Consider the following 17475-nt stretch of genomic DNA (forward strand, 5'->3'; position numbering starts at 1 on the left):
TATTTAAAGGCTGCATTGTGGAAACCGGCCCATATCTGGATTCGAAAAATAGAAGGAAAAGCCATTCCTTAAAAAGCAAGATGCCGCTGTCACTCCAGTCTAATTGTAAAATAATTTCCAAACGAATGGAGCCACCTTAGATTAGGTAATTATTTTTTTGGCTCTAAAAGAGGAAAATTATTAAACTGAAAATTGTGACACCATTAATGCAACACTAGTGAAATCATATTAAAAAAATTAACTGATGCTTTTTCCATTGGAAATAGTTTGAACTAACTGAGACTTATAATTAGGTAAAACCAGGTGTCCGCCCCAATACAGGACCAAACTGATTGGTAAACTTACCATCCATGAAATTTCTAGGAAGAATACTCCTATTACACCACCGATCAGTAAAGAGCCTAAACCGAGCCAATTATATTTAACTGATTCATCATATATCTTTTCAATATCATAACTTTGCTTCCTTACTAAGTAATAATCGGCGATTAAGATACCTAAAAGAGGTCCTAAAAAGGCTGAATAAAAACCAATGAAGGTATAAAACCTTGAACTAGAAATCAATAGCCACGGAAATGTTGCTATACTTAATATTCCGACTATAATGACAGAAACTCCCCATTTAATATCAAATGTCTCCATAAGTACGATTGCTGGAGGTTCTATATTAATCGTTAAATTACTAGTAAACTGGGCAACTACAATGAAAATCATCATTGCAACAGCAACAGTTGGGTTTGGAATAATGGATACGAGTGCTTGGATAGGATCCCATATTCCTGTTACTGCAGCTGATAAAATCCCGATCCCCAGCATTAAAATAAACATCGGAACAATTCCGACTAAATGTCCTATCCAGTTGTTTTTTCGAGAATTCTCAAGATAACGGCTCAAATCTCCGTTATTAATAACTGCCGTAATCAGTATACCAACTGATGCTGTAATCGCTGCAAAAAAAGGCAGTCCCCATGTGCCTGTCGAACTCCAGCTTTCGGCAACTTTTACACTTCCAACGTTAAATAGTTGGTAAATGATGTATATTAAGAATCCCATGATCACTACAGATAAAACGGAGTCAAACCACTTAATAGATTGAATACCGTAATAAGCAATAGCAGTCTGCAACACTTGGAAAATTATAAAGAATAACCAAATATTTCCCCATCCCCAAATTGTTTGGGTAATATAATCAATTGCTGAAGCACCAATCCATGAACCAATCCCATACCAAAAAACAGCGGGAATTACACGAATCAAGGATGCGATCCTAGCACCGTTATAACCAAACGGAACTCTTGCCTGTACTATAAAAGGTATTCCATGCTCCATTCCTGGCTTAGAGTTAACCACAAATAACCATCCAATAAACAAAGCTGACACAACAGTCACGACCCCTGCCTGGAAAAGATTCAAGCCCCCTGCCGGAGGTAAAAATGACTGCCCTATCATAAATAACTGAATAACAACCATTGAAGATATCCATAAACTAATATAAGTTAATAGACCAAAAATCCGTTTATCATTTGACACAGGACGCAACGACTCTCTTTTGGAGTTTTGGTTTAATTCCGATGTTCCATTTGACATTAATTTCACCCTTTCAAGATAAATAATTTAATTGATATTCAGTCTATTTTGTTTAATTATTACACAGCAACCTGTCCTGTAAAAAATCCTTATATATGCTTTAAAACTGCTTCAAGTAGCACCTTTGTCCCTATGGAAATATCCTCTATATCTGCCCATTCATTGGGCTGATGACTTATTCCATCACGGCATCTGACAAATATCATTCCCATTTCTGATATGTCTGCTAAGAACATTGCGTCATGGCCAGCACCACTCACCATGACAGGGACTTCTAGTTGCAGTTCTTCACAAACATCTTTAAAGGTTTTAATTAGGGTTTTTGAGCATTGAACTGGTGAAGCATCTACATTTTGTTCAATTTCAAATTCAAGTCCTCTAGCTTTACTTATTTCTTCAATCTTAATTTTGATTTCTCTGATAGCTTCATTTCTTCGCTCTAAGACAATATCACGAATGTCCATCGTAAACTCTACTGATCTGGGAATAATATTACTTCCACCAGGAAATGCATTAATTAATCCTACTGTACCTACTGTTGGGGCTGTTGGATTTTTCATACAAACAGACTCAATTTCCTTGATAATCTCTGCTGCTCCTATCATGGGGTCTTTCCTAAGGTTCATTGGTACTGTACCTGCATGCCCCGCTTCTCCAATCAGTTTAACCTTAAACCATGCCGGACCTGCTATCCCACTTACGATTCCAATCGGATAATTCGTTTCTTGGAGATAAGGACCTTGTTCAATATGCATTTCAAAGTAATACTTTACTTCTTTAGGTGTTCTAACAGAATTATCTATAAGATCCGGATTTATTCCAAAGCCGAAACTTCGGAGTGCATCATATCTGCTAATCTTATTTTCATCCGTTTTCTCGAGGTCCTCCCTATTTATTTTACCAACCATACCACGGCTGCCAAAAAGTCCATCATTAAATCGGGAACCCTCTTCCTCACAAAAAGATACAACCTCGATTGGATACTGATGAGATACATTTTCCTCATTTATGATATGAGCTACTTCAATACCCGCAAGAACACCAATTATACCGTCAAATTTACCGCCGTTCTTGACTGAATCTGTATGGGATCCAATCATTATGCATGGCAGGTTTGGATTTAACCCCTCCTTTCTACCAATTAGATTTCCAAAATGATCATGTCTTACTTTAAGCCCAGCTTCTCTCATCCATTCTGTTAGTAATAGGTGTCCTTCTCTGTCTTCATCACTTAATGCAACTCGTTGGACCCCATCATCTTTTGTTTTTCCAATCTCACTTAATTTTTCTATTCTTTCTTGTAATCTTTTTTGATTAATTGATACTACCTTCATAGCCGCTCCTTTTTGTCGTTTATGTTGTACTGCGCTTACTGTTACATCTCTTTTATTGTCTATAACTTTGGTTCCTTTGTTCAGCCGTTTTCTCGTAATCTATGTTATTTGATTCAGTCACAACCACACCATAATCCACTAATGCTGATTCTTTTGAAATATAGCCATCAAGAACATCATCCAGCACTTTCTCTGGCTGACGATCAAATGGAATTCCATATCCACCTCCACAAGGTCCGACTAATTGGATTATGCTCCCTTCAGAAGCAAATCTGTTTGGTAATTTAGAAGGAACTTTGACTACTTCTCCAGTTTTTGATTTAATGGATAACCCGCCTACATATCCATCCTTGCCGCCATCATATCCCCATGGAGCAAAGACGTGTCCATCCCCTTCAACAGAAAAGCTGCCATCCTGCAGAAAATTAATTTCCCGGATGGATCCAACCCCTCCACGCCACTTACCTGGAGCACATTCTTTATCCCGTAGTTCATAGCGGGTTACCCTTAATGGATAATGAGATTCGATATCTTCAATTGGGTTGTTTCTGGTATTTGCATACAAAGTATCAACTGCATCCATTCCATCCTTGCCGTAACGCCCACCATAGCTTCCTTCCATGATGTCCATATAAACCCAGTAATTCTCATTTACCATTCCGCTGAAGGCTACAACTTGGAGGTTCCCTACTCCAGCACTAACCTGTTGGGGCACGACTTGACTAAGAGCTTTCATTAGTGTGTCAGCCACTATATTTCCAGAACAGAAACGTGCTATTGTTGGAGCCGGGAATATTGGATTACATAGTGTGCCTTTTGGTGCAACAATTTTTACAGGTCTAGTCAAACCAGTATTTTGAGGGATGTGACCATATGAATTAGAATCTAATAGTATCGACCGAAGTGTGAGATAGATTGCAATATCGACGGTCCCTATTAATGGCATATTAATTGGTTTGTCATCAATCTGTGGAGATGTGCCTGACAAGTCGACCGTAATATCACTTCCTTCAACAATAGCAGTTACTACGATTTTCAGATTCTTTTTGGAAGGATCATCACTGTCAACATATCCATCCAAGAAACCCACCGCACGATATTCACCATCAGGCAGTTTTTTAATAGCGTTCCTAAAGAGCCTCTCTGAATAGTTCATCAATTCCTCACTTGCAGCTTGAATTGTAGATAAACCAAACCGCTCTACAATTTCCACATAACGTTGTGCTCCTATTTTGGCCGCAGCAATTTGTGCCTCCATATCTCCAACCACCATATCTGATGCTCGGATGTTATCCCGTAAAATATCCCAAATATAACGGTTTTTTACACCTTTTTCATACACTTTAATTGCTTTAAATTGGAGACCCTCCGCATATGCATCTACTGCATCCACTATTCCGCAGCTCCCAGGGGTTGAGGCACCTACATCAAGATGATGAGCAGTGGTCACTGAAAAACCAATCAATTCATATTTATAAAATACTGGTACACAGAATCCAAAGTCTGGACCATGAGATGCACCATGGTAAGCTGAATTGTGCATAATGACATCACCAGGATAAAACTCATCCCCTCTTTCCTGCATTATCTGCCTGATTCCTGCAATGTATCCTGGAATAGGGCCAGATTGAAGTGGAGTACTGTGGGTGGATTCACAAAGCTGCTGGCCTTTTACATCAACTAATGCACATCCAAAATCTTCAGATTCACGGATGATACTGGAATAAGACATCCTTGCAAGCTTATGTCCCATTTCTACCGCGACGTTTTCCAATGCCCCTAAAACAACCTGAACGGTGATTTGATCAATGCCTTGCGCCTTTTCATTTAATTGATTCATATTACTCACCCACCTTAATAATCATATTTCCGTTTTCTTCAAAGAAAGCTGTTGACCGAGGGGGAATGATTGTCGTTGTGTCCTTTTGAAAGACAATACTTGGACCAGGGATTACAGAACCACTCGGGATTTTTTCCCTTTGGTAAAACTTAGTGGGGAACGTTTTTAGTTCTCCTTCAACATTGAAGATTGTTTCTCCGGTTTTGATATAAGCTTCTGCTTCTGACAAGCCTGGATGAACAAGCGTTTTTTCAATTTTTGGCATAATTCCAATTCCGGTTACCCGAATGTTGACGATTTCTATTGGACTATCCAGGAAGCTATGACCGTATTCAACCTTATGTTTTTCATGAAATTGTTCAAAAGTGGCCGCAATATTCTCAGCATCAACCTCTCCATCTGGCAGTTTAACCCGGAGCTCATATCCTTGACCTATATATCGGCAATCTGCGTAACAATCGATTTTAATGTTCAAATCTGATATTCCATCTTCATGGAGGCGTACTCTTAATTCCGAGGAAAGTGATTTAAGATCATGATTTAACTGTTCATAATAAATCGAATGACTCAGCATGAATTGTGTTTTTATAACGTCATACTTCAGATCAGTGGTTAGCAATCCAGTTGCCGAGTTAATGCCGGGGTGTGGCGGAATGATAACTTCAGGAATATTTAAAATCTGGGCAACCTCTACGGCGTGAAGCGGCCCAGCCCCCCCAAATGCAACTAATGAAAATTCTCTTGGGTCAGCACCTCTCTGAACTGTTTTCTCACGAATCGCATTTGCCATATTGTTGTTCATAATGGTAACTATCCCTTCTGCTGTCTTTTCACGGCTTAAGTTTAATTTTTCGGCTAATTCATCTATAACTTTAAAAGCAGCATTTGGATAAATACTCATTTCCCCACCCAGGAAATTATCCTCCACAATTCTTCCTAATACCACGTTAGCATCACTAACTGTCGGCTTTTGTCCTCCGTGACCATAGCAAGCTGGTCCTGGCCTGGACCCTGCACTTCTTGGACCTACCTTAAAAGCTCCTCCTTCGTCGATATGTGCAATACTTCCTCCTCCGGCACCAATTGTATGAATATCAATCATCGGTACCATTACTGGGTAGCCAGCTATCCAAGTATCACGGGCAGATGATTCTGAGTAGCCATCTTCCGTTAAAATACCAATGTCAGCACTTGTGCCGCCGACATCGAATGTTATTAAATTTTTTCGGTTGGATAATTCCCCTACCCAAAGACCGCCAAGTACCCCCGCAGCAGGTCCGGATAATAATGTATTTACAGGTTTTTGTGATACTGTTTCAGGAGTTGCAACACCACCATTAGAGCACATTATATGGAGCTCAGCTGGAACACTAGAATCCAATAACCTTTGTTCTAAGTTTTTAATATATTGTTTAACTTTTGGACCAACGAAAGCATTGATCGAAGCTGTTGTAAATCTTTCGAACTCCCGGAATTGAGGTGATACATCAGAAGATAAGGTGACAAAAGCCTCAGGATATTCCTCATTAATAATTTCCCTGACTCGCTCTTCATGCAGTGGATTTATGAAAGAAAACAGGAAGTTTACAACAATGGATTCTATCCCCATGCTCTTAAAATAGCTAATTGCCTCGCGAACTTCAGCTTCATCCAAAGGAGTAAGAACTTGATCCTTTTCTGGACCCATACGTTCAGCAACTGCTACTCTATTCCTGCGTTTTACAAGCGGACGCTCTTGCCATGGAATATCCTGCATAATTGAGTAATTCTGTGGCCGCTGGTGACGTCCAATATGCGTGATATCCCGGTAACCTTTTGTAGTTATCATCCCTGTATTGGCTCCATCATTCTCCAAGATTGCGTTTGTTGCGATCGTTGTTCCATGAAATACATGGTCTATGGTTGATGGTACAATCCCATTTCTTTTACACAACTCAATAATTCCTTGAACCACACCAATAGATGGGTCTTCCAAAGTTGTAGGTACTTTATGTATCGCTGTGAGTCTGCTATCTGTGTCATTAAATATTACGTCCGTGAAAGTACCACCCACATCTACACCAACTAATCTCATCTAAATACCTCCATGGTAACTTTTTAATTTTCATGTATTATTAATGCAATTAACGTGCCAACTTACCAAACCTTGATAATATTAGAAAACTCCAAATGAAAATAAAAACATATTGCAAGATTGCAATATGTTTCGGTGTATAAATTCGGAAAATTTAAAATTATAGGTAAATATCAAGGTTGCAAAATTGCAATCACATTTGCATTTTTGCAATATCAATTTTGTATTTCTTACATTTCCTGCTTATTGTTGATATATCCACACTAAGTTTATTACTCACTTCTTTTAAAGTTGAAGACTTTTCCAGCGTTTTTTCTAATATACTCTTCTCATAACTAGCTAGAGCCTCCTTCAACGAGATTTCTTCTTGAAAATCACCACTTGTATGAGGATTGTTAGCCATTTTTGGCGGTAAATCACGCTTACTAATTTGATTGCCAGGGACGGTGACCACAAGACGTTCTATGGTATTTTGAAGCTCCCTAACATTTCCTTCCCATTCATAATCCATAAAGCATTGTAATCCTTCATTATCTATCTTTTTTGTTTGATGGTATTTTTCATTATATATTTCCAAGAAATGCTTAACTAAAAATGGGATATCTTCTTTTCTTTCATTTAGTGAAGGGATTGTAACGGGTATAACATATAACCGATAATATAAATCTGCCCGGAACTGTCCCTGCTTTATCATATCTTCTAAATTCCGATTAGTGGCCGCAATAAATCTTATATTAATTTTGATAGGCTTTGTCTGTCCAAGAGGAGTAAATTCTTTTTCTTGTAAAACCTGAAGAAGTTTTGATTGTAAATTCAATGGCAGCTCTCCGATTTCATCAAGAAATAATGTTCCGTTATGGGCTGCAAGTAATAAACCTTCTTTTCCTTCTTTATTAGCACCAGTAAACGTTCCTTTTGAGTAACCAAACAACTCGGATTCAATTAAGCTTTCAGGAAGTGCCCCACAGTTTATCTTAATAAAAGGCTTTTTCTTTCTTTGACTAACTTGATGGATGTGTCTGGCCATAACTTCTTTCCCTACTCCAGTTTTCCCAAGTAGAAGGACGGTTGCATCACTTTCTGCCACTCTTGAAATCAAACTATATATTTCTTCCATCGCCTTGGATTTAACCACAATATGATTTTCTCTTTTTTGCAAGTTATAGAATTCATCTTGAAAATGACTAAGTATTTTTCTTGTTTCTTCAAGGTTTTTTTTAAGGTTAGCTTCTTCTGTTACATCTTTTGAAATATTAACAACTTTAGACAGGTGTCCTTCCTCATCAAAAATAGGAAAGCCTCTTACCAATAATCGTCTTCCTGATTTTGTCGTTTGGCTAACGGTGACTGGCCTTTTTTGTTTTATAACTTGGGTAGTCGAGGATAAATTAATGACCCCATTAATTTCAAGTGATCCAGCCTCTTTGCCTACAAAGTCTTGCTCCTTAACCCCCATAATTTGTTCACACGTTGCATTCACTCGTATGACCTTTCCTGTCCCATCTGTAATTGTCACAAGCTCTCCACTTAAATTCATGATGGCTTCAAGTTCTTGCTTTAGGGCCATTACTTTTCTATTTTGGTTGATCATCTTCTCAAAATCATTATCAGGAATAAACAAAATTAAACCTGACTGTCCAGTCATTAGCGGCATTTCGTATAAGTAGTATCTTTGTTTATCATTTTCAAAAATAGATATTTCTTTCTTGTTCTCTTTAATAACCTTAATGATTGAACTTGAGGGTAAAAAGTTATGTATAGTACAATCTAAAGTCTCTTTACCGTAGAATTTTAAAATTTCTTTACAAGTATCATTCATTAAGAGAATCTCCCCTTGAATATTAACCTGAATAATGCCAACAGGATAAGTGGTAATTAAATCAGTGTTAATCAATTATGTCCCCTCTTTTAAGAAATTAGTTAGTAATACTTTAAAGTACAAAATTTGCGATTTTATCTCATTACCTTTCAATAAAAATCAGTATTTTAAATATTTGATATTTTTACTTAATTAAATTGGTAATAAGTGAATAGAATAAAGTAGAGAAACCATTTTCTGGCTAACCCTTATTTTTCATCGAGAGAATTCGTTCCAAAAAACAGCACAATAATATGTAATTTAACCAGAGTGCATGCTATTCCCCCAATTACCAGTTACGCTTCTTACATAAAAAGACTGAACCAGTCCCTTTTGGTTTCAGTCTTTTTTGCTAGTAGTCCTTTGAACAGCCATGTTACAAATAGAATTAGCAGACTGTTTTTGAAATAGAACTCAAAGGTCTTCCAATCTTGAAAATGTTTCCAAAAATAAGACTATCCTACCAACAAATAGATTAAAATGTACATTTTTATGATGTGGTTAAGGCCTAAAAGAAGATAATCGCAATTCTAATAAAATTCCGAAAATAAAAAATTACACTAGAATGACAGCGGCATCTTGCTTTTTAAGGAATGGCTTTTCCTTCTATTTTTCGAATCCAGATATGGGCCGGTTTCCACAATGATGCCTTTAAATACCTGCTGATCTACAGGGTCTTCTGCTTACTTTCCGTCTCGAGTTGCGCAAGGACATGAAGGCAGTAAACGATCCATGCGATGAACACTTGGTTTTGGATGGCTCACTCACTTTGGCCATAGAACTTTTTGATGTTCAGATGCTGCTTGATCCATTTAAAGAACAGCTCGATGGCCTAGCGTGATTTATACATGTCTGAAATTTCGTCTAGTTCCAAATCAAAACGGTTGGTAATCAACTGAAGCAAGTTACCTCTTGAATCGATCACTTTTAGGAGACGGAAGTAATTTTCAGCCCGGTTTTGCGTCGTGCCGATCAACACCATTTGATCAGACAAAACAGCGGAGTCATCATGGATCTTAAAGTCGTAAACCTTCCCAATGACTGCGTTTTTCTACAGCCTGGTCAAAAAGAAATAGCCATCATCCGTCATACGGTCAAAGCGTTCGTAATCAAGGTATCCCCGGTCAAAGACATGCATTCCCTATCATCGACCATGACCTCAAGCTGACCGCGGTCGTGTTCACTGGCTTTGGTCATCACTGCCTTTTCGGGGTAGGAGATTCCTTTTTCCATGAAGACCAGCCGCAGATGTAATTTTACACCGGCTTTTGTTTTACGGAATTTCGCCCACCTGTGATTCGTCAGATTAAGAGGCAATGTGCTCGAATCAATGATTTTCAAGGGCATCACCATTTTTGTGTGGTGAGTCTTTGTATGAATCTTCACGATTAAATCAAGAAAAAGGATCTGGAACAGGTCGGGATTCAGGCATTTAACCGTCGGGACATCTGAGAAACACTGATGGAAGCAAGGTCAATCTCTTTCTGGAGCTGATCATCAAAAAGGCAATCACCAAGTGCATGCAGGCTTTCAACTTCCGATAGCTGAGAAAAAAGCAATAATTTGAGAAATGATTCCGTCGTTCCCTTTTTTGTATAGTAGTCTAATTTCATGGTTTTCACTTGTTCTTCAAAAGTTTTGAGATTTATTGGAGAAAACCATTGTCCAAATGAAGTTTTTCGTGTAATCTTGTCCATGCGTAAGTCCTTTTTTAGTGGATTTGGACGGGTTACCACCTGACTTATCTATTATAAAGGACTTTTTCTTTGCGTAAAACAAAAATATTGAAGATTTTGAGTATTTTTAATATTGAATATCAATTAATGCAACACTAGTGGATATTAATATATAACTGTTCGATAGACAGGTCAAGTATTTTTCTAAAATTTCCGAATTGTCACTATTCAATTGACATCTTTGATTTCCGAATTAAGGCTTCTAATTTAAAAAGCCTTTAAGGCACGACTGAAAACTATATAATATATACTCTTCATTCGAATCTTTATCGTTTTTTTTGCATATAGTGTCAAAAATATTTTAATACTGATCGAATTAATCCTAGAATTCATAAAACCAAAATACCTCTAGAACCATGTTCATTGCTTTGTACGTAACCATCAGCGGCACCCTGCATTTGATGTGCAAAGTTAACCATACCGGAGGAACGTATGTTCATCTTTTTTTGTGCGATTTGCTTAAATATTACTAGATATATTACATCCACGAAGTTGCTCTAAAGAAAAACCGAGATCTAAGCAAGCTTATCTACTTAATTCGCTATACATTTAGTTCGAATAATATCCATTATCCTTTTTGCGCTATCCGTAAGAATCAACTGATGAGAAATGAAGTTAAGAAACTCAAACTGAAATCTATTAAATTATTTTTGCCGATAAATTGAATTGTGGCATTTTTCAATGGGGAAAAAACAAAGCTTTAAAAACCATATTCTTCGTCTTTTTTTATACGAATGATCTTCAAAGCTTCAACGGTTAAGACTGTATCCTCGACTAGTCGTTCAAGACGGAAAAGGATATCATCATTTATAATTTCTTTCCGATGAAAGTCTTTTTCTTCCATAAAAACATATGTTGGAACGATGTGGGCTTTCATATATGCTAGGATTGGTTTTAATTGTTGCTCTACCATTAAATAATGCTTCGCTGTGCCCGCTGTTACAACACTGCTGACGACTTTGTCACGGAAAGCGTTAACTGGCAACAAGTCAAAGATGTTTTTCAACGTTGCCGGAATGGATGCTTGGAATGTTGGTGTGCCAATAATAATGGCATCCGCTGCCATGATTGTCTCTGTAATGTATTTCGTATCCCCTTCATATTCGAGATAATTACGTCCATCGCTAAATTGCACTGTATATTCGGCTAAATCTAATAGTGTGATTTCATTCTCAGGGTATTTTTGCGTCAAAATTTCTACTGTTTTAAGGATAGCTGTTTTTGTTTTTGAGCCGACGATCGATCCGGCTAATGCCACAATTTTCATGATATTCTCCCCTTTTGCTTACGCTGTATGTTTATGCAGACTGACATTGATCCTGTTGATGAAAAAATAGCTAATATAGCTATTTCATTAAGGGATTTCGATTTCCCTAACATTTAAAGGGTATTCTCTTCCGTCCATATCAATCTTCATTGTTCGTAAAAATAAACTCTAACTCTCCATTCTTCACAACAACACTCAAATCATATTCGTTAAATAACCAAGAATTGTCATCATTAAAATAAAAAGTAATTCCCTCGACCTCGTCTTTCACACCAATGTTTTCGGTTTTCCCTATGGACATACCTAACGAATAATTAGGATGTGTTGTGGGAATCCCACCGTAGATTTGCAAGTAATATTGAACATAATCCCCATTGTCTAAATCCATTTCTTTTTTATACCAATTAGCTGCTTGCTTGCTTACTGCAAATTTCATCTTCACACCGCTCTTCATTTATTGTATTTTTCGTTCAATCGACTTGCTATTATTTCACAGCAGTATATTTTTTGATGGCTGGAATAATATCATTCCCAATAATTTCGATGTTTTTCATAATTTTCTCAAAGGGTACACCACCAAAGTCAATTTGTGCCATAAAGCGCTGCATGCCGTATAGTTCATATTGGTAAAGCATCTTTTCAATAATTTGCTCTTTGCTGCCAACCATTAATGCATCTCGTGTATCAGGTGCTTGGGCAAATTGCTGTTTTGGATAACCGCCACCGCGAATGGCTTGGAAACCACCATTTAAATGTGGGTACATCTCTTGTAAAGCTTCTTTTGTTGTATCTGCAACATAGAATAAACTTGTTGTTGCAATTGGAAGTGCTTTAGGATCAAAGCCACTGCGCTCAGCTGCTTCACGATAGGCATCGACAGAAGGCTTAAAGTTGATGGCTGGTCCACCTAAAGTAGTAAGCATCATTGGGATCCCCATATATCCTGCCTTAATAGCACTTGTTGGTGGTCCACCAACCGCACGCCAAATAGGAAGAGAACCGTTTTTTGGCTGTGGCAGAATATGCGCATTTTCTAATGGAGTCCGGTATTCACCTTGCCACGTCACCTGATCTTCTTCATTTATCTTTTTAAGCAATTCTAATTTCTCTTCGAAAATTTCTTCATAGTCCTGTAAATTAACCCCAAGTAAGTGATAGGCTCCTACACGGGAACCGCGTCCTGCTACAATTTCCGCACGGCCATCCGAAATTAAGTCGATGGTTGCAAAATCTTCATATACACGCACAGGATCAGAAACACTTAGTACCGTTGCTGAGCTCGTGATTTTTATTTTACTTGTTGCTTGCGCAATGGCACCCAAGACTACTGTATGAGCTTGGGTGGTAAAATAAGTTTGATGACTTTCTCCAACGCCAAAGACATCAATTCCTGCTTGTTCTGCTAGCTTACTGGCTTCAATTAATTCCTTAATTCTTGCTTGGGCCGAAATACGTTCGCCTGTAATTGGGTTAGACATATGATCTCCTAAAGAATAAAGCCCAAATTCTATACCTTTTAATGGATCGATACGGTATTTTTCCATAATGAATTCTCCTCGTTCCTTTGACTAATCAAGTGATGTGGTAAAAAATTACCTTTTCGCTAATCTTTTGTCACTATTTTTTTGCACACGAGACATGAGCGAATACAAAATTTTTTGCTCTTCCTTAGATAAACTTTCATCAAAAAATGAGGATTGAAAGGCAAGTTGGGCATCAAACGCATTATTTAGTTTTTCACGACCCTTATTTGTTAATGAAATGGTTTTAGTTTTCCATTCTTGCCTTCGTTCAATAAGTCCATCTTTCTCAAGACGGGCAAGCATACGTGAAATTCCCCCTTGTGTTACAGTGACTTTCTCAGCTAAATCACATTGTGTTAATGGCTCATAGGTTGAAATTTGCATTAATACATCAAATTGTGCGGTCGTTAAATCAAATTGCTTTAAAAATTCATTGGAAAGTAAATTACTTTGATGGGTGAAACGAGTGAGGCGAAGCCAGATTAATGATCCGCGAGTATTTTTTTGCATAACGATGTGTCACACCCTTTCGTTACATCACTTTACTACTCAATTGATAGAAATGCAAGGATATAACAGTAAAAGAATTTACCAGTAGGTGTTCTTGTATCAATTCCCAAGAATAGGATAATAAAATGTATGTTTCTTACACCAAGCTGCTGAACTAGCTCCAACAACTGAACCGTGTTTCGGCCAAGATGATCCATTCGACTCACAACTAAGGTATCACCAGTTGCAATCTTAATATTGGAATTTTCCTTAACGTTGTAAATCCACGTTTCCTCATGGCACCCCTATTAATGCCTGGCAAATGCTGACGGGAATTGCTTATGTTATAATCGGAGCAATTGGTATGGAAGGAGAATGATATGAATATTACAATCAATGAAGAAGCGGCAGCTTGGTACGAAACCGAAATGGACCTTTCCAACGGGAGCTATTTACACTTTTTTGTACGGTACGGAGGATTCAGTTCAATTCAGACAGGTTTCTCCCTTGGCGTTTCCAAAGAGGAACCCGACCATATCGGCGTGAAAACAGAAAAAAACGGTATCACATATTATATCGAAGAAAAAGACATTTGGTATTTTGACGGCCATGATCTGATTGTCAAACTTCATCCTGTCGGTCACGAACCAGAGTTTACATTCGAAAAAAAATAAGGCAAGCGCTTAGGCGCTTGCCTTATTTTTTGCCAAGAAAATTGTTAATCCCTTCCTTCTCCAAAACCTCCTGCTGTTTCTGGCCAAAGAGGTCAAAGTGCGGGTATTCAGGTTTGCGGTTGTCCATCCATTCAGGGCTAAGTCCATAAGTATTTCCCCATTCTGCCAACTTTTCTATATCTCTGCAACCGACTTTTGTAACTGTTGTACAGCCAGGGAAACGTTCATCTAACCAGTAGTGAGTGAGAAAAGCAATCTCTCCTTTGCGGACATTTTCTTTCCACTCTGCTAGCTCGTGTCTTTTGATCCCGAAAGCCATCCAGACCTACTCCCTTTCATCCTCAGGCTTTTTCATGGCCTTTAGATAAGCTTCATGCCAGTCCGGATACTTCCTTTTTAAAGAAACGGGGCGGAAACTATCCTTTTTCACACAGACATGTTTAGAGCTGCCAGTAAGTGCAAGCTCCCCTTCCCCATTAAAAATTTCATATTTATAGACAGAACGGATGCCATCATATTCTTCTACCCATGTTTTGATTATGGCTGTATCCCCATAACGCAAAGGCCTTTTATAAGAAGCTTGGATATCCAGCACTGGAGAGATAATTCCGTCCTTCTCCATTTCCGCATAATTAAAACCGAGCTCTTTGATTAATTGCGTCCTGCCAAGCTCCATCCAAACCAAATAATTAGCGTGGTAAACAACACCCATCTGGTCCGTTTCTGCATATCTAACCTCTATTTCTCTTGATGAAATTTGCATCCTCATACCCCTTTTGCTACTCTCATTAATAAAACGAGGATCACTGTGTTTTTTTCAACGCCGCTTCAAAATCCTGTTTGTTTAAGTATAGAACATCCTGATCCAAATTCTCTACTGATTCGCTGCTCATCAGGCGATAGGCTTGGAACTGTATGGCCTCGTCCACCAAATTTGTCGCGAATCGTCCATTCCCTTTAATCTCTATTCCCAAAAGCTTTTTGGATAAAAATTCTAAAGTTTGATCGTTGATTTTATACTGATATTTACCTGCATAATTCCTGATAATGAGCAATAATTCATCCACACTGTAATCAGGGAAGTGATAAAATTTTTTGAATCGTGAACGAATGCCAGGATTGCTTTCCAACAGCAAATTCATCTCGGCAGGATAGCCCGCGAGGATAACGACAAGGTTTTCATTATGCTTGGTCATCTCATCCACGAGTGTATCGATCACTTCTTTGCCAAAGTCACCTGAGCTTTGTCCAAGCAAGGAATAAGCCTCATCTATAAAGAGAACCCCACCTAGTGCCTCACGAATCTTTTTCTTTGTCTTGATGGCTGTCTGACCCACAAAACCAGCAACGAAATCCGCTCTGCTGCTGGTGATCAGGTGTCCCCGCTTTAACATTCCGCATTCCTTTAACAGTTCAGCATAAATCTTTGCGACAGTTGTTTTTCCGGTTCCGGGGTTCCCCGTGAAGACCGAATGCAGCTGAATTGGTACAGCAGGCAGCCCTTTTTCCTTGCGAAACTGCTGCATCCTAACGAAAGAAATAAGCGTGGTGACTTCCGATTTTACGGTATCCAAACCAATTAATGCCTGGAGGCTGTCTAGCGGCTTTTCTGTTGAAGGCTTAATAGATGATTCGAAATCTGCTTTTTCCAACAATGTGTATGTTGAAAAATCATCCTCTTCCATCTTTCTTGAGCCTTTTTTAAAAATAGCTTCCAATACAAGGTTACGCACTGTGCGCGCATTGCCAAATGTTTCATCGACTCTTTCTTTTTCGATTCTTTCTCTGAGCTCTTGCTTTGCAGGTTCGGTCATAGCATAATCATTATCCCGTGCTGCCTGCTTGGCGATCTCCAACAGTTCATCTTCTGTATAATCAGGCAGATGAATGAAATTCGATTGCGGGAAACGAGACCTTAATCCAGGATTTGCATCAAGAAATAAACGCATTTCTTCTGGATATCCAGCCAAAATCACCGCGAATTTGCCACCATATTCATTTCCAGTCATTAAAGAAACAAGTGTATCAATTGCAGTTTGGCCATAGTCATTCCCTGTCTGACCTTCACGTTTAAGACTATAAGCTTCATCGATGAACAAGACGCCGCCTAGAGCTTGTTCCACAATTTTGCGGACGTTTTCCTCTGTCTGGCCCACATAAGCACCAACTAACTGTGAGCGGTCTGCTTCGATGATTTCTTCTCGTGGCAAAACACCAAGCTGGTGATAAATTTTTGCAAGCAATCTAGCCAACGACGTTTTTCCAGTGCCTGGATTCCCTGTAAGCACCATATTTAAGCTTTGATCATCCTTAGTTTGCAGTCCAAGCTCCTTGCGTTTTTGCTGATATTTGAGGAAACGATAAAAATCATTCACTCTGGCTTTGACAGACTCAAGACCCACCATCTGTTGAAGTTCCGCCAAAGGATCGATTTCCGTCTTGTTTTGAACCTCCGACTCTCCGGCAAATTCTTCTTGCCATTGAAGGTTGATTTTATCTAGGGTATCCAGTCTTTTTTTCATTTCTTCAAAATGGATTGCTGTATGAAAAACACCGCTTACTGACTCCTCGTACAGCCTTGTTGCTTTTAACAAAGCAGCTGTTTCTTCCATTGCGCTTTCGACTAATTCTGTCAGCCTGCCAAATTTTCCGCTTAAATCAGAATCAGCTATTGCCGTCTGCCCGTTTAGCTCATCCAACACTTCTTCGGCATGTCCAAGAAATTGCTGGGAAATATCGATGTATTGTTCTAATGTTTTCTTTTTCAGCGCCCGATTGTCTGTTTCCCTAATTCGTGGATAGGCGAAATCCTCGAAAAGTTTCCCTTTACTTTTCCACTCGTTTGACGCCAACATGGATTTTGCTAGTTTGTTTGTAGCATCCTGTTCAACCGCTGATTTCAGCCACTCAAGGACAAGCGTATCAAAGCCATTCCTTTTCGCTCTTGATTGAGCTGCCAGCGTCAAAACATGGGACAATTTTTTTTGTTCCCCCGCTTTATATAGACGGAACTAAAGATTTTATAGTTTTAGACATAGGCGATTAACAATTTTCATAGGTTCTTTATTGATTTGTGTAATGAAGGTCTGGACA

General features: G+C 38.5%; 14 protein-coding genes and 1 pseudogene. 1 reads left to right on the forward strand and 14 read right to left on the reverse strand.

Going from position 1 to position 17475, the window contains the following annotated elements; all coding sequences use genetic code 11:
- Positions 1-237 precede the first annotated feature (237 nt).
- From J2S25_RS19115 to J2S25_RS19165, 11 genes and pseudogenes are all read right to left on the reverse strand, one after another.
- Positions 238-1587 (reverse strand): NCS1 family transporter, encoded by a 1350-nt coding sequence (locus J2S25_RS19115; RefSeq protein WP_307192649.1) that lies wholly within the window; start codon positions 1585-1587, stop codon positions 238-240.
- Between the two features lie 89 nt (positions 1588-1676).
- The gene (locus tag J2S25_RS19120) at positions 1677-2921 is read right to left on the reverse strand and encodes a hydantoinase/carbamoylase family amidase (RefSeq protein ID WP_307192650.1); all 1245 of its coding nucleotides are present in this window, start codon (positions 2919-2921) and stop codon (positions 1677-1679) included.
- Positions 2922-2973: 52 nt separating this feature from the next.
- Positions 2974-4761: a hydantoinase B/oxoprolinase family protein gene (locus J2S25_RS19125; protein WP_307192651.1), complete on the reverse strand. Its 1788-nt coding sequence runs from the start codon at positions 4759-4761 to the stop codon at positions 2974-2976.
- A gap of 1 nt (position 4762) precedes the next feature.
- Complete coding sequence (locus tag J2S25_RS19130) at positions 4763-6835, reverse strand: hydantoinase/oxoprolinase family protein (protein WP_307192652.1); 2073 nt, start codon at positions 6833-6835, stop codon at positions 4763-4765.
- A 193-nt stretch (positions 6836-7028) separates the two neighbouring features.
- Positions 7029-8729 (reverse strand): sigma-54 interaction domain-containing protein, encoded by a 1701-nt coding sequence (locus J2S25_RS19135; RefSeq protein WP_307192653.1) that lies wholly within the window; start codon positions 8727-8729, stop codon positions 7029-7031.
- 550 nt (positions 8730-9279) lie between these two features.
- Positions 9280-10390 (reverse strand): annotated as a pseudogene (locus J2S25_RS19140) (IS4 family transposase).
- Between the two features lie 739 nt (positions 10391-11129).
- Positions 11130-11696: an NADPH-dependent FMN reductase gene (locus tag J2S25_RS19145; protein ID WP_307192654.1), complete on the reverse strand. Its 567-nt coding sequence runs from the start codon at positions 11694-11696 to the stop codon at positions 11130-11132.
- Between the two features lie 139 nt (positions 11697-11835).
- Positions 11836-12132, reverse strand: coding sequence for a HesB/YadR/YfhF family protein (locus J2S25_RS19150; RefSeq protein ID WP_307192655.1), 297 nt, complete (start codon positions 12130-12132; stop codon positions 11836-11838).
- A 49-nt stretch (positions 12133-12181) separates the two neighbouring features.
- Complete coding sequence (locus J2S25_RS19155) at positions 12182-13240, reverse strand: LLM class flavin-dependent oxidoreductase (protein ID WP_044396451.1); 1059 nt, start codon at positions 13238-13240, stop codon at positions 12182-12184.
- 48 nt (positions 13241-13288) lie between these two features.
- Entirely contained in the window at positions 13289-13729 is a 441-nt protein-coding gene (locus tag J2S25_RS19160; protein WP_307192656.1) for a MarR family winged helix-turn-helix transcriptional regulator, read from the reverse strand.
- Positions 13730-13764: 35 nt separating this feature from the next.
- A complete protein-coding gene (locus J2S25_RS19165; RefSeq protein WP_431305986.1) occupies positions 13765-13992 on the reverse strand; it encodes a recombinase family protein in 228 nt (75 codons plus the stop codon).
- A 96-nt stretch (positions 13993-14088) separates the two neighbouring features.
- Here J2S25_RS19165 and J2S25_RS19170 point away from each other — a divergent pair, with 96 nt between their 5' ends.
- Complete coding sequence (locus J2S25_RS19170) at positions 14089-14382, forward strand: HesB/YadR/YfhF family protein (RefSeq protein ID WP_044396453.1); 294 nt, start codon at positions 14089-14091, stop codon at positions 14380-14382.
- Between the two features lie 22 nt (positions 14383-14404).
- On the opposite strand, the gene J2S25_RS19175 is transcribed toward J2S25_RS19170, so the two are convergent.
- The 3 genes from J2S25_RS19175 to J2S25_RS19185 are packed head-to-tail and all read right to left on the reverse strand — an operon-like array spanning position 14405 to position 17360.
- Positions 14405-14701, reverse strand: a complete 297-nt coding sequence (locus J2S25_RS19175) for a hypothetical protein (protein WP_307192657.1) — start codon at positions 14699-14701, stop codon at positions 14405-14407.
- Between the two features lie 6 nt (positions 14702-14707).
- Positions 14708-15145 carry an acyl-CoA thioesterase gene (locus J2S25_RS19180; RefSeq protein WP_044396455.1) on the reverse strand — a complete coding sequence of 146 codons (438 nt, stop codon included), beginning with the start codon at positions 15143-15145 and terminating at the stop codon, positions 14708-14710.
- Positions 15146-15185: 40 nt separating this feature from the next.
- Positions 15186-17360 (reverse strand): AAA family ATPase, encoded by a 2175-nt coding sequence (locus J2S25_RS19185; protein WP_307192658.1) that lies wholly within the window; start codon positions 17358-17360, stop codon positions 15186-15188.
- Positions 17361-17475: the final 115 nt, after the last annotated feature.

This window comes from Mesobacillus stamsii (assembly GCF_030814065.1).
Taxonomy (GTDB): Bacteria; Bacillota; Bacilli; order Bacillales; family Cytobacillaceae; genus Mesobacillus; species Mesobacillus stamsii.